At 40.0% G+C, this 14,969-nt stretch carries 11 protein-coding genes; 6 read left to right on the top strand and 5 right to left on the bottom strand.

The window, feature by feature from the left end:
- Positions 1 to 14 precede the first annotated feature (14 nt).
- Both F993_RS18930 and nfuA read right to left on the bottom strand, forming a co-directional pair.
- A complete protein-coding gene (locus F993_RS18930) occupies positions 15 to 2,024 on the bottom strand; it encodes a ligand-gated channel protein (protein WP_004652045.1) in 2,010 nt (669 codons plus the stop codon).
- A 225-nt stretch (positions 2,025 to 2,249) separates the two neighbouring features.
- Positions 2,250 to 2,888 (bottom strand): Fe-S biogenesis protein NfuA, encoded by a 639-nt coding sequence (gene nfuA, locus F993_RS18935; RefSeq protein WP_004652044.1) that lies wholly within the window; start codon positions 2,886 to 2,888, stop codon positions 2,250 to 2,252.
- A 153-nt stretch (positions 2,889 to 3,041) separates the two neighbouring features.
- Between nfuA and F993_RS18940 the strand changes: the two genes are divergently transcribed.
- The 5 genes from F993_RS18940 to F993_RS18955 all read left to right on the top strand — a co-directional run bounded on the left by F993_RS18940 (position 3,042) and on the right by F993_RS18955 (position 8,040).
- On the top strand, positions 3,042 to 3,659 hold the full coding sequence (locus tag F993_RS18940) for a rhomboid family intramembrane serine protease (RefSeq protein WP_004652042.1): 618 nt from the start codon (positions 3,042 to 3,044) through the stop codon (positions 3,657 to 3,659).
- 134 nt (positions 3,660 to 3,793) lie between these two features.
- A complete protein-coding gene (locus tag F993_RS18945) occupies positions 3,794 to 5,476 on the top strand; it encodes an arylsulfatase (protein WP_004652041.1) in 1,683 nt (560 codons plus the stop codon).
- Complete coding sequence (locus F993_RS18950; protein WP_004652040.1) at positions 5,473 to 6,474, top strand: SUMF1/EgtB/PvdO family nonheme iron enzyme; 1,002 nt, start codon at positions 5,473 to 5,475, stop codon at positions 6,472 to 6,474. Before F993_RS18945 ends, F993_RS18950 begins: the two co-directional genes overlap by 4 nt.
- Before the next feature lie 95 nt (positions 6,475 to 6,569).
- The gene (locus F993_RS20870; protein ID WP_085942719.1) at positions 6,570 to 6,731 is read left to right on the top strand and encodes a hypothetical protein; all 162 of its coding nucleotides are present in this window, start codon (positions 6,570 to 6,572) and stop codon (positions 6,729 to 6,731) included.
- Between the two features lie 181 nt (positions 6,732 to 6,912).
- Complete coding sequence (locus tag F993_RS18955; RefSeq protein ID WP_004652039.1) at positions 6,913 to 8,040, top strand: helix-turn-helix transcriptional regulator; 1,128 nt, start codon at positions 6,913 to 6,915, stop codon at positions 8,038 to 8,040.
- A 17-nt stretch (positions 8,041 to 8,057) separates the two neighbouring features.
- Here the strand turns inward: F993_RS18955 and epmA are convergent, their stop codons facing one another.
- Both epmA and F993_RS18965 read right to left on the bottom strand, forming a co-directional pair.
- The gene (gene epmA / locus F993_RS18960; protein ID WP_004652038.1) at positions 8,058 to 9,041 is read right to left on the bottom strand and encodes an EF-P lysine aminoacylase EpmA; all 984 of its coding nucleotides are present in this window, start codon (positions 9,039 to 9,041) and stop codon (positions 8,058 to 8,060) included.
- The gene (locus F993_RS18965) at positions 9,038 to 10,105 is read right to left on the bottom strand and encodes a 4-phosphoerythronate dehydrogenase (RefSeq protein WP_004652037.1); all 1,068 of its coding nucleotides are present in this window, start codon (positions 10,103 to 10,105) and stop codon (positions 9,038 to 9,040) included. The genes epmA and F993_RS18965 overlap by 4 nt, the downstream gene beginning before the upstream one ends.
- Positions 10,106 to 10,295: 190 nt before the next feature.
- Between F993_RS18965 and F993_RS18970 the strand changes: the two genes are divergently transcribed.
- Entirely contained in the window at positions 10,296 to 10,670 is a 375-nt protein-coding gene (locus F993_RS18970; protein ID WP_004652036.1) for a diacylglycerol kinase, read from the top strand.
- A 137-nt stretch (positions 10,671 to 10,807) separates the two neighbouring features.
- On the opposite strand, the gene F993_RS18975 is transcribed toward F993_RS18970, so the two are convergent.
- Positions 10,808 to 14,674, bottom strand: a complete 3,867-nt coding sequence (locus F993_RS18975; RefSeq protein ID WP_004652035.1) for a YadA C-terminal domain-containing protein — start codon at positions 14,672 to 14,674, stop codon at positions 10,808 to 10,810.
- Positions 14,675 to 14,969: the final 295 nt, after the last annotated feature.

The following is a 14,969-nucleotide window of genomic DNA, read 5'->3' as shown; positions in this document are numbered from 1 at the left end:
TTCCTTATTGTTATTTAGAAGCTATAAGTCACGCCAAGATTGTAACGGCGACCATCTAATACATAATTATAGGTTGCTGTATCAATCTCTTTATCAAACAGATTATAGATTCCTGCTGCTACTGCGATATTTTGTGTTGGTTTATAGTTTACGCCTACATCCACCATGGTATATGCAGGCTTACCTTTCGCCATTGCAGTACGGCTCAAGTAATCTGAGGTTTTACTACGATAATTAACACGTCCCCAACTTGAGAACTGATCATTAATTTCCCAGTCCGCAGTGGTATTAAACATATGCTTTGGCATTTCATTTAAAGGCTTACCTTTATTCACGCCACTCTTTTGTTCGGTATCCGTAAAGGTATAATTCGCACTTAAGTTCACATTAGGCAGGACCTTCCAGCCAAAGGTTGCTTCCGCACCACGCATACTCGCCTTATCAACGTTCTCTCGTAAGCTAACAAAGTCAAACTTCTCCCCCAGCCAATCACAGCTCATTGATCCAGATGCCCCCTGACAGGTTCTCACCTCAGTGATCTTGTCTTTGAACTCACTATTAAATAGCGTAAGGCCAGCGGTCAGATTATCTAAGTTGTCCCAGTTGAAAGAAACCTCATAGTTGACACTTTTCTCAGGTTTTAGATCTGGATTCCCTACAATCACCCCTTTACTCTGACCGCCCCCCGTTGCTTGCCCCCACTCTGCGACTGTGGCACGAAGTGCTGGGGTTTTATAACCTGTGGAAACACCACCTTTAATCACCCAGTTATCATTGAGTCCCCAAACCCCATAGACTTTGGGGCTCCAGTGATCACCAAACTTTTCATCTTTATCTAAACGGAGTGACGTGGTTAGAGTGAAATCATCCACAATATTCCAAGCATTTTCGGCAAATAATGCCCAACTGTAACGATCAAGATTTGAAACAGGTTTCGCCCCACCCACACTTAACTGGTTGCCTTTATCATCTAATTCTTCTTTTAAATACATACCACCAAAGCTCAAGCTATGACGATCAAAATTAATTTTATTGATGGTATTAAAGGTGGTGTTGGTCGCTTCCATGTTACGTGATGGATTTTCATTTTCCTCACGCTGAATATAAGAGTGCGTTTCGACTGCACCGATCTGGCCACGATGGGTTAAGCTATATTCAGTACGATAATAATCTGTAAGCGAATTAGCAGGTTTGTTTCGTCCGGTTTGTACAGGAGAAATGCTCTTTCCAACTGTTGCATCTCGATTTTGAATTGAACGTTGATATTCTAAATCGATGGTGTGATCATCGTTCGGTGTTAGGCTAAATGCAGCCCCACCTGCACGAATTTTTTGCTTGCTATAACCACCATAGATTTCATCTTCATCACGCTGTGAATATAGGCCATTGGCTTTAAAAGACAAGAGATTGGCGATCAAAGGGCCTGCAATATACGCATTGGTTTGATATTGATTACCTGAGTCAGAATTTTCCTGCAATGTGGTATCAAGCTTGATTGATCCAGTCCACTCAGTAACGTTTTTCTTGGTAATGATATTAATCACACCACCCATTGCGTCTGAGCCATATAAACCAGACATTGGTCCACGAATCACTTCAATACGCTCAATGGAGCCAATGTTCGGTAACCAACCCTGTTCAATCCCCGAATTATCGCTATTTGGGCGTACCGAACGTGAGTTTACTTTTTTCCCATCAACCATAATCACAGTATAGGCACTGCCCATACCACGAATACTGATATCACTTGAGCTTCCACCACCCGTGACCACCACCCCTGGCACATCTTTAAGTGCATCCGTCACATCACGATACGCTTTTTTATTAATTTGTTCTTGTGTCAGTACTGAAATCGAGGCTGCAGCTTTTTTAATATCTTGTTCGAAGCCACTTGCAGTCACAACAATCTTGTCTAATTGCACTACATCTTTATTCGTTTGAGTTTCTGCTGCATGTGCAACGGTCATCATACTGCTCAACACAGAAATTGTGAGTAGTGATTGACGTACTATTGTATTGGACATATTCCCACCTGATTCAGAAAAAATCTTAAGATTTGCTTAAAAATTCATGAGAATTCTAACAAAAAACAAATAAAACTCAATAAAAATGATAATTATTATTATTTATAAATTCATTTTGTTTTACATACATCTATTTATGAAATATAGAAAATTTATTTTGATTTTGATTAAACAATAAAAAAAGCCCTCAAAAGGACTTTTTTTATTACGTTAATTTTCCAGCAATTATTTGAAATAAGCGCCTTCTGCTTGCGTATGATCGGTTTGGTCCACTACACGCTGCAACTCTGGCACATGTTGTCTTAACGTGGTTTCTACACCTTGCTTTAAGGTCACATCAATCGCAGAACAACCTTGGCAACCACCACCGAATTTCAATACAGCAGTTAAACCATGTTCTGGATCATTATTCACTTCTACCAAACTACAATTACCACCATGCCCTTCTAGACCTGGATTAATTTCAGATTGCAAGACATAGGTAATGCGTTCTTCAATTGAAGCGTCTGGCCCTACACGTGGCACTTTCGAGTTTGGTGCGCGGAAGGTTAATTGACCACCAAAACGATCTTTATTGTAGTCAATCACCGCATCAACCAAATACGGAATTGATGGCGCATCAACATAAGCAGGAAAATTAGGATAATCCTGTTTATAGTCTGTCGGCACCACTTCTTCAGGTGCACTATATGCCATACAACATTCAGCACGTGGAGTACCAGGATGCTCTACAAAAACACGAACGCCAATTCCTGGGGTATTTTGCTTTGCTAATAAATCACCTAAATACTCTTGTGCAGAGGGAGTAATTAAAAGGTTTGGAATTTCTTCTGCGACAGCAGTGTTGGTGTTCTCAGTCGACATAACAATAATCCTCAAGCTGATGTCGTTATATTAACCGAAGATGGAGGGTAATTAAAAAAAATCAACCATTTTTGTAGGAATTCTATGCAAGATCATTGTTTATTAAGTTTTTAATGGCATTATTGCTTAGACACTGATCAATTTAAAACCTATATGTTACATCTACCCTTTGGTCACACTGTGACTCTGATCATTATTACCGTTGCAATTTCCTTATTGGCCTTCTCCAATCAGGCGGTGATGAACCGTTTAATTTTCTGGCCTCCCGCAATGCAGCGTGGACAATATGATCGTTTTATCACGCATGGCTTTATTCATGCCGATGGTACGCATCTCCTGTTCAATATGATTACGCTGTTTTTTTTCGGCAATATCATTGAAAGCTTCTATCGTCAGTTTTTCTATGACATGGGCTTTGTTTTGTTCTATTTGGGCGGACTGATTGTTGCGATTTTACCAAGCTATTTGAAACATCGTCATGATGCACGATGGGCAAGCTTAGGTGCTTCTGGTGCAGTTTCAGCAGTCTTGTTTGCTTATATTCTGTTCCAGCCTTGGAACTTGATCTTCGTGTTCTTTATCCCGGTTCCTGCGATTATTTTTGCGATTTTATATGTGGCCTATAGCATTTGGTCAGGCAAACGCGGCAATAGTAATATTAATCACAGCGCGCATCTCTGGGGGGCCGCTTATGGTGTGGTGGTCACTATCATTTTAGAGCCACGGGTCATTCCACATTTCTTGAATCAACTCACCAAAATCCCATTTTAAATCATCTCAGAAATAAGCCCCTGCATTGGGGCTTTTCTTTTTTTTAGATTAACAATCAAATTTTAATTATTTTTATCATAAAAATCATCTCTCTAAACTCGCCCTAATTCTTCTATAAAATTAAGTCGACTCGCATGTCTCGTAACAGCCTCCTAAGCACGCTTTCAATTGCATTATTTAGTTTGTCAATTTCAGCTTGCAGTAATAATGATTCTGATAATTCCAACACTGTGGTTGAAACCAAGAAACAACCTAACATTTTATTCATCATGGCAGATGACTTAGGCTATTCAGACTTAGGGGCTTTTGGTGGTGAAATTCATACCCCAAATATTGATGAACTGACTCGAACAGGCCGCATTTTAACGGATTATCATACTGCACCAACCTGCTCGCCAACACGCTCACAATTGATTTCGGGGACTGACCACCATTTAGCGGGTATTGGGGCAATGGCTGAACTCACGCCTGAGCATCTAAAAGGTCAACCCGGTTATGAGGGCTATTTAAATGAGCGTTCACTCTCTATAGCCGAAGTCCTCAAAGATAATGGTTATCGAACCTATATCAGTGGCAAATGGCACTTGGGTTTAACCGATGCAACCAACGCACATGCCAAAGGGTTTGATCATTCATTTACGCTATTGCAAGGCCTAGACCTACATTTTAAACAAGCCCCAGCTGCCTATAAGCGTAATGCGACGTATACCGAAGACGGCAAACAAGTGCCGATTTCATCCTTACCTGATGATTTCTTCTCCACCAACTACTTCACCGACAAACTGATCAGCTATCTAGAATCAGGTAAAAACTCAGGTAAACCGTTCTTTGCTTATGCCGCTTACACCGCGCCACATTGGCCGTTACAAGCACCAGCTGAATATCGTGATCGTTATCGTGGTGTTTATGATGCTGGCTATGATGTGATTCGCGATGCGCGGATTGCTCGTCAAAAACAACTTGGATTAATTCCAGCAAATTTTAAAGCAGCTGAACCAATCGCAACACAAAATGCACCACAAAAATATGCTAAGTGGAATGAGCTTTCAACCGAGCAAAAAGCGCTTGAAGCCCGTAGAATGGAAATCTACGCAGGTATGGTCGAAAATCTGGATGCCAATATTGGTCGAGTGATTCAGTATCTAAAACGTAATAACTTATATGACAACACTTTAATTTTCTTTGTTTCCGATAATGGCGCAGAAGGTTTTATTCGTGGCAATTATGGAGCTGAGTCAGGTTTTGACAACGGCGTGAATAACGTGGGGACATCAAGCTCTTATCACTATGTCGGACCACGTTGGGCAGAAGTCAGTGCTGCACCCTTCCACCTCTGGAAAGACACTGCAGGTGAAGGCGCAACCACAGCGCCTGCAATTGTGAAGCTCCCTTATCAAACCAAAGCTCAAGCCACGCATCATGGGTTTGCCTCAGTCTTGGATGTGTTCCCAACCGTGCTCGACTATGCCAATATTGCCATCCCACAAGGTCAATACAAAGGTCGTCAAATCAACACACCAAGCGGCTATTCTTGGAAACCTGTGCTCGAAAATAAAACCCTAGCCATTCGCCCCGTTAACTTTAGTTTTGCCGATGAATTACATGGCAGTAAATATGCACGCCAAGGAGACTGGAAAATTGCATTACAAGGTAAATCAGAACTAGGAACAGGTGCATGGGAATTGTATAACCTCAAAAATGATCGAGGTGAAACGCAAAACCTTGCTCAAGATAATCCTGCCAAGTTACAGGAGCTGGTAAATGTGTATAACCAATACACCCAGCAAAATGGTGTTAAGGAATACAACCTTAAATGAAGTGGGTATGCTTTTTAATTTCACTGAGCAGCCTGTCCCTCGTGACAGGCTGTAGCAAAGTTAAGCCTGCTGCCACTCATCCACATACACAAAACAGCACCGAGACTCCACTGGGTTCATTACAGCAATGCCAACAGTATTCTGGTTTACCCGAAGAATGGCAAAACAGTAAAACCGCTGGAATGGTGTGGATTCCTAAAGGCTCGTTTCAATTGGGATCAAACTTAGCCTACCCCGATGAATTGAATTTCGGTCAAGCACAGCGGCAAGTGGCTGGCTTCTGGATTGATCAAACCGAAGTGACAGTTGCCCAATTCTCCAGTTTTGTCAAAGCAACAGGTTATATCACCGATGCGGAAAAACAAAAGCAGGCGGCGGTATTTTCGCCTGATGCGAACACCCCCAAACAATGGTGGCAGCTGAAAGCAGATTACACTTGGAAAAAACCCAATGGTGCAGCAGGTCAAGCCCCTCTTCCCTCTGAGCCAGTTCGCTATGTCACTAAAAATGATGCTGAACATTATGCCGTTTGGTTGGGTCGGGATTTACCTACAGAGCAAGAATGGGAATATGCCGCCAAAGCAGGTTCGAAAACCGACACTCCTTTACACCAAGCACCACAGGATGCCCATCAACATCCACAAGCCAATTATTGGCAAGGTGAATTTCCTTTCAATAATACGGCTGAAGATCATTTTCAAAGTGTCGCACCTGTCGGCTGCTATCCCGCCAATGCCTTTAAGCTATTCGATATGATTGGCAATGTCTGGGAGTGGACCTCATCTGTTTATCAGGGTGCACATGATCAACACATGGGTAATTATACAGAACTGCGTCAACAAAACGGCACCGCAACACAATATGTACTTAAAGGTGGTTCTTTTTTATGTGCCTCTAACTTTTGTGCCCGCTATCGAAATAGTAGTCGCTATCCACAAGAATTTGACTTGGCGGCAACGCATGTCGGATTTAGAACCGTTTTACGTATAGCCGAATGATACAAATCTCTGTTAAAAACCTGCATCATTCTGCTAGCTGAAACCGACTGATCGATTTACAGTAGAGGGGAAAGCAATAACAATAGGATGCAAGGATGAAAATAATACTGCTCTGCTTCAGCACGTTACTTACCTTCAGCTTATCAGCTTGCGCCGTACATACCCCGCATGGCAGCGTCATTGTTGATCCAGACAACCATCATGATGGTCGTGGTGATTTCTGCCCTCCAGGACAAGCCAAAAAAGGACGCTGTTAAATCCTCAGATGCCTAAACCTGCTATTGTGTTTAGGCATATTTCACTCAAAGTTTGTTTAACTTTAAACTCATTTCATCTGATAATCGCGTAAGAAGTCACATTTTTTAATTTAATAATTTCATTTAGTTAAAATCCATATAAACTATATGGAATATATTCTATTTTTCGATGGGATTTTAGATGACTCTAAGCCAATACAGCCCAGTCGTAGACATCTTGAATAAAGTTCAGCATGCTGATGATTGGATGATTTTCTTAGAACAACTGAATCACTATTTTGATGTACAAGCTTCGCAACTATTGGCTGTTGACCTTGGAGTACAAGCACTCTCTTTCAGCGTCCATCACGGTGTGAATTTAGACTCTAATCAACTTGAACAAGCGGCTCTCACCCAAATCCGCTTGGCCATAGATGATGACCCGCGTTTAAAGAAAATGCTTTTAGGGCCAATGAAGGGATGGATGCATTGCACTCAACATTTTCAAGAACATGAAATTATTCAAACTCAAGTCTATCAACGTGTACTGCAACCGCTGAATCTACGCTTTTGCTCTGCCATTCAAATTATTTACGATCATAAAGTCTGTGTATTATTGGCCTTTCTCACCAGTCCTGAGCGTGGTGCTTTAAGTTGTAGCGAACTTCAACCGATTTATGAGATCTTGCCCATCGTGCAACAAAAGATTCAACAATATCGCCATCATTTTGAATACTCCACCATGACCTTACTTGGGTCACAGTTGATCCAAAAAATGAAGCAACCTATTGCCATTATTAATCTCAATGGAGATATCTTAGAAATTAATGGTGAAGCTGAGCAATTACTGAAAAATAATCCTCATATCCACATCCAACAACGTCGCTTTATTTTCAGTGAGGACCGACAAATTCAGTTTGATCAAAACCTGATTGAGCTCGAACGCCATTATAAAAACAATCCAGAACAGACACATCATGAACGGTCTAAAATCATTTTGCTTGATCAACATTTATTCTTAACCTTGGATTTGCTTAGTCCTGATAAAACTCATAAGATTTTTGGTCTTCGTCCAGTATTGCTGGCCACCTTTTCTGGACTCAAACATAAACCAAAATATCAGAAAGACATCTGTGCACAACTGTTTATGTTTACACCTGTCGAACATAAAATATGTGAGCAATTGCTTGAGGGCAAAACCACCAAAGAAATTGCGTTGTCACATGAGATTCAAGCCGATACTGTAAAGAAACACTTGCAATCTATTTTCAAAAAAACCAAAACGCACCGACAAAGTGAACTGATTCAATTGCTGATGCAATTTTTATAAACATTGCAACAAAAGTCTTAGGCAATCTCTGCAGGGAATGCAATCACTTGGTCAATTTTAACTTGATTCATCGATACCATCAGCAAACGGTCAATGCCCAAAGCAATACCCGAACATTCAGGCATATGGGGTAAAGCTGCCAATAAATGCTGATCCGTTGGAATCACCGCCAACCCTTGCTTTGCACGCTCTGCATTATCTGCCTCAAAACGAGATGCTAGAACCTCAGCATCTAATAACTCATCGTAGGCATTTGCCAGCTCTAAACCTTCAATATACACCTCAAAACGTGCTGCAACGGATTCACCATCCTCATCCTGTTTTACTTTTGCCAGTGATGCCATTTCAGGTGGAAAATCGGTCAAAAATACCGGCGCATCGAAGCCCAGACTAGGTTCCACAAAGTGCGAAAACAACAAGTCCATATAAGCCAAGCGATCATCGCCCAAATCAAGATTCAAACCTACACGATTGGCTGTATCTTTGAGTTGTTTTAAGCTCGCTTGCAAAGGATTAATATCCAAACGATCCTGAAAAGCATGCTTATAACTGAGAACAATTGGACGAATATCACCAAAACGATGTGCTAAACAGGTTTCTAACAGATCCGCAGTTTCATACATCAAGCCCTTTAAGTCTAATCCTGGTCGATACCATTCCAGCATGGTAAATTCACTATTATGCTTACGCCCATGCTCATCATCACGAAATACTTTACAGATTTGATAAATCGCACCACTACCACTGGCCAATAAACGTTTCATTGGAAATTCAGGCGAGGTCTGTAAATACTGGGTATTTAACTTGCCATGAATATGACGCTGTACCTGTACTGAAGCCAAATGCACATCCGTCACACCCGCCTGTGACAAAATCGGGGTCTCTACTTCTAGCACTTGTCGCAGAGCAAAAAACTGACGAATCTTGCTGTACATCTCTGCACGCGCTATTAAAGCATCAATTGAACAGGTCGGTTGGTAAGTTTTCATTGCTTGGCTCATGCTTTTGGTCCACCGTGTGCAGCCCACTCACGGCGTAAAGGATAATTTTTGCGGAGTAAATCAAATGCTGTTTGTTCAACCTTGCCCGCCTGTACACACGCACGCAGTTGCTGATCATCGGCAGCAATATCATAAATCTGAGTCAGATGTTGTTTAAGCACCGTTTTTAAATCTTGCTGCTCAAAATACTGCTCTACGCTTGGCAATTGGCTTTCAAATCGCTTTGATGCCTGATATTTAAAGGTATTGCAAAAAGACTCATAGATCATCTGTGTGCCTCTGGCCTTGCCTTCCAGACTATAACCCGCAATATGTGGGGTTGCTAATGCCAATACATTCAGCAATTGCTCAGGAATCTCAGGTTCAAACTCAAATACATCGAGTACCACTTGACGCTGCGTCGCGATAATATCTGCCATTAATGCAGCCTGTTCAATCACAGGCCCACGTGCACTATTAATTAAAATAGCAGAGGGTTTCATTGCAGCCAAAGCAGCTGCATCAAATAAATGTTGCGTCGGGAAATCACCTGACAAGGTTAAAGGCACATGAATTGAAATGGCATCGGCACGTTTTAACAATTCATCGAAGCTCACATTTTCAATCCCTGCAAGCTGCACATAAGGATCATAGCCAATTACATTCCAACCAAGCAGCTGTGCCATCACGGCAAGACGGCTGCCGACATTTCCTAAACCAACAATGGCTAAGGTGAAAGCTTTATTTTTTTCCAAAAGATTGATGTCTAAATGTAATAACGCGGTAATCACATATTCTGCAACAGCTTGCGCATTACAACCCGCGGCATTACTCCACTTAATATGTTGTTGTTCTAAGGCTTGAATATCAAGATGATCGGTTCCAATAGTGGCACTGCCTACAAACTTAATTTTACTCTGATCAATTAAGGCATGGTTTACTTTGGTAACAGAACGAACTAAAAGTGCATCGGCATCCTGTACATCCGCATGGGTCAGGGTACGCCCTGCCCGGTGCTGTATTTCTGCAAATTCCGCAAAGAAATAATCGGTAAATGCTAAATTTTCATCAGCGATAATTTTCATGCAGAAATGTCCTTCTATAGATCTCAGCTTATTATCCTTAGCGCGATCGTAATTGACAATTCATAAATACAACATGCCATCGATTAAATGACAGAAAAAGTCTGATGTTCGTACATGCATGCGACATATTGCCAATTTACTGCAACATCTTTGCTTTTATACTAGAGCTTTCTAACATTCCTAAATCGTAATGACGCAATATTCTCCCTATAAAGGCAAAAATGGTATTAAACGGATTCTCAATGCAACAGGCTATTCTGTTGCGGGATTTAAAGCAGCTTTCCGTTATGAAGCCGCCTTCCGACAAGTTTTATTGCTGAATATTATTCTGATTCCACTGAGTTTTTTTGTCCATGTCTCTGCTGTTGAACAAGCCCTGATGGTTGCGGTCTGCTTATTGGCGATTATTGTGGAACTGTTTAACTCAGCGATTGAAGCGGTCGTTGACCGTGTTTCTTTGGAAAAGAATCCGTTGTCTAAAAATGCCAAAGATATGGGCAGTGCTGCTCAATTTGTTTCTTTGGCGATTATTTTCTTTACATGGATGATTATTTTATTCCGTTAAAAAAGATTGCCTTCAGGCTAAAAAGACAATCTCCAAAGCCAAGACCTGTGTGAAGAACATCTAGGACGAATGCTAGCCAATTGATATCCGTCCCAGATTTTCTTCATTATTCTTATTATTTTACTCTCGATTATTTATTACTTACCTCCAAATAAGTAAGCAACTCCGACTCGCCCACCAAATTCACTTCCACCTGCGAAACCTAAAGCACCACTTGCTGAAACACGGTCCGTGAAAGATGTAACAACACCAATTGATCCAGCTGTTTCACCTTCATAATGACCTACGCCACCAAACACAGCCACTTGACCTGCTTGAATATTCGGGACAGCTTGCTGAGCCGCCAATGCTATAGCAATACCGCGATAAGCTGTTTTTTGCACATCATCAACACGGCGATTCAATTGATCTGCGCGACTATCCAGACGATTAATTTCACCTTGTAAATCTTTACCCTGTAAAGTAATACGATCAGCAACAAGGTGATTGGTTGTCACATGACCAGCACCAACTGTAGTTTTCTGCTCAGTCGTTGTTGATTGCCCTGATGTATCGGTATTGGTTTGAGTTGCAGCTAAAACTACACCATTTACTGCATCTATACGTGTTTCCGTTGTACTTGTCGTAGCTTGATCTGCTGCAACTTTTGTTTCTGTACGACTCAATGTAGACGAATCAAAGGTACCGAACTTATCAAGTTCATTCGTTTCCTTTTTTGCAATTGTAGTTTTTGTTCCATCACCAGTAGTTATCGTTTCAGAGCCATAAACAGTACCCTTAACACTATAGTCGGTTCGATTTACTGTTTCAGTACCACGCGTAATACTGACTGTATCTTTTCCAGCTGCAGAAAGTGATTCAGTATATTCAGATTTAGATGCTTGTTTTACATCATTCGCTGCAATCAGCCCCATTTCTGTTTTATTTGTAACAGTATTGGCTTGGTTGTTCTCTGTGTATTTAAATCCTGTCTGATCTGCATGAATAACATTTAGCTCACGTGATGCAGTAAAGTTTTCTTCGGAGGCTTTACCATCTTGTTGATCTGCACGATATACAATTTCTTCAGTTGTTGTATTTTTCACATCATTGCGAGCAGAACCATCAATATTTGATGCGTTATTCACAATATGAGTTATCGTCGCAGTATCAGATAAGCGTTCTTGACCAATTTGGTACAGGTTTTCTGTCGTTTTAGCTGTAGTTTTAATGCTACTTGTACCAGATTCAATAGGCTGACCTTCTGCTAAAACAATGTCGCCATCTTCATCTTTTTTGAAGGTTTTACCTGTATTTTCAGTAACAGATGTCTTCACCGCTTCACGGTATTTTTCTGCTTTTCCTTTATTAAACAAAGTTACTGTAGAATCTTCATTACCAATACCTTTGACTATACCTGTAGTGCCGTCAGCATAAGTGATCGTTTGAACATTTGTCTTCGCTGCCGTACTTTCTAATGCCTTGAGACCACCGTCTTGATAAACCTTGATATCTTCTTTATTGGTTCTATTATCCTTAATATCTACAATAATATTAGCATCTTTGGCATTAGATACGGCTAAACCACTATCTACCGTTCCATTATCACGTAATGTATTACTGTTAATATTTGCTTTAGCAGTATCATTATAATTGTGACCAACATTCATTGTTATAGCACTTGAGCTAAGTTCATCAGCACTGTCTTTCACAACCGTTTTTGCGAATTCTCTATCTTTCGCATAATCAACTGTTGTTATATTATCGTGACCATTCCAACTGCTCTGAACTGCTCCACTAGCATCTGTAGATTTACCCTCATAAGCTGAGGTAGAAATATTTTCACGTACTTTGTCTTGATCATCTTGGAATAATCGATCAGTCTGTTGGCTTGCCCATTTGTCAAAATCAACTGTATTTACAACTGGTTTACCCTCATTAAAGACAATATTACCATCTAATTCTTCAAAATTAGTATTTACCGTCTCTCCCGATTTTGTTTCAGTTTTCTCATGATGCAGTGCATTTTTTCCTACAGAATAAACTTTAACATCAGTTTCAATACTACCTTTATCTACACGATATACCTTAGTACTGTCTTTTGAAGTTTCTTTATCATCCCAAGCTGTCTTGTCATTGGTATGATATGCCACCTCTTGCCCCATCGTCACTGTATCAGTCCGTTTAGCTGACTGAAGTTCTGTGGTTATAGTTTGCAACTCAGCTGTTTTTGTTTCTAATGGTTTACCTGTTTTAAAGCTAACTTGACTGCGAATGTCATGACCATCTGCATCTTGTCCAATCACAACATAATAATGATCTTTACCGTCCGCATCTTTCCAGCTATGAACATCTTCTGCAGTAAATTTATTACCACTAACATCTACTGCAACAGTGCCGATTTTAAAGTCTTCTTCTTCTGCTGTTTTAACAACAGAGACACCTGTAATTTTGCTTATGAATTTATTATCAATTGCAGCGGCAGCAGTAAGATCACGATCTACTTCAATATTTTCTTGATGATTACGCGCATATTTCGCTGAATCTTCCCATGTTGTATTCCAGTGCTCTTGAAAATCATTATCTTGTTTGTGCGTAACAACTTTGGTTGTCGTACCTTTAACAACAGACTCAGCAATGTTAGTACTTCTAGCGGGATCTCTGCCTGTCTGAATTTCAACTGGCTGCCCTTTCTTATCTCCAGATACATAACGCGTTGGCTGATAAACAGATTCATAAGATTCACCTGTCATTTTTTCGACAGTTTCCGTATTTATTATTGGCTTGTTATCAGCCAATACAATCTCATTATTTTTATTTACCAAGAAATCACGAGTTTTACTTTCCGTAGAAAGTTTATTACTAACTATATAATCTAATGCATTACTTGTTCCTAAAGCGGCCTGATTAAATTGTGTTTCACTCCATTCAGATGAACTTTTATCAAGCTCAATAAAACCATCCAATACACTTTCTTTTGAATTATCAACTGATACCTTAAATTCATTGGTATAATCAAGACCAGCTACATTTACATCATCATAATCAATGGTTTTAGAATTGAAAGTTGATTTATTGGTATCAACTGTAGACTCTATAACTGACTTTTTATCCGCACTTAGATTAAAGGCAACAACATCTTTTGTTGGATCATTATTTTGATGCTGATAATCAGTAGAAACCGTATGATCTGACCAACTTTGCTCACCACTAGACAACATGCCATCTGTATTTTTACTAGTGACCACACCTGTTGCTGAATCTGATGTAGATTGATAATCGACATTATTTTGACTGAATTGAGATTCGACTGTACCAACACGAATCGTTTGCCCAGAAATAGGCTTCCCATCCGCTCCTAGTTTTGCTTCTGTTGTTAAATTAGAGCTTGTAGTTGAATACTTATTAGAGCTTATACGTTCATCTGTTGCTGCATATGTTACATCTTCAAGTACGCCTGTATTACTTTCCGTATGTGCACCAATAACAGTGCCTACATCGTCTGCTGCAAATGCAAATCCAGTATCATCTAGACGTTCAGTAGTAGCGACAATTTCTGTTGTTGTATTTGTCGTTTTGTCAAGTTGAACGCGGGTATTTGCAGTCCGCGTAACATTACCTGTTGTAAGTGTATCTTCCCAGCTCGTTGAATTTGTGGTTATGCCATTTTGCGTGGTCGTTGCGTCCTGATCATTACGCGTTTCTAAAAGGCCTTTCCGAATTTCCTGATAGGTATAATTGCGATAATTAATACCACCAACTTGTGTTTCTGGCCCATTTACAACAGGTGAAGTTTGGCTAACAAGTACTCCAACCTGTTTCGTTCCTTCCATAATAATATCTTTTTCAGAAGTATAACGGCCTGCTTGTTGATCAGAGTCCTCTGTACCTACAGTTTGTTGATAATCATTATTTAATACCGTATCTGTTTTTGTCTCAGTTAATTGCACTGGTGCAGCTAATGCCATTCCAGATACAGCGGCTACAGCCAATGCAATTGATGTTTTTTTCAAATCTGAACTCATTTCCATCTCTCCATTTTAATTTTTTTGAGATTTCCTATTTAAAAACAACTTCTTATAATATTTTTGAAATAATTTGTTAATTAGGATTCCCTCAACAAATAATTCTAGTTTCACTTTATAATTTTATCAATCAAAATTTGATAAATTATTTTTCCTTCCTTGCTCTTTTTTTTACATACTACAAAAAGCTCAATAAAATCGATCTTGTGATTAAGCATAAAAACAAAATAAGGTTTATAATTTTCTGGTTCTAAATGATATTTTTTGGGATCGGCAATAAGGCCTATAAATTTTT

Origin of the sequence: Acinetobacter proteolyticus (assembly GCF_000367945.1) — a bacterium.
Taxonomy (GTDB): domain Bacteria; phylum Pseudomonadota; class Gammaproteobacteria; order Pseudomonadales; family Moraxellaceae; genus Acinetobacter; species Acinetobacter proteolyticus.
This window is presented reverse-complemented; position numbering and strand designations above follow the sequence as displayed.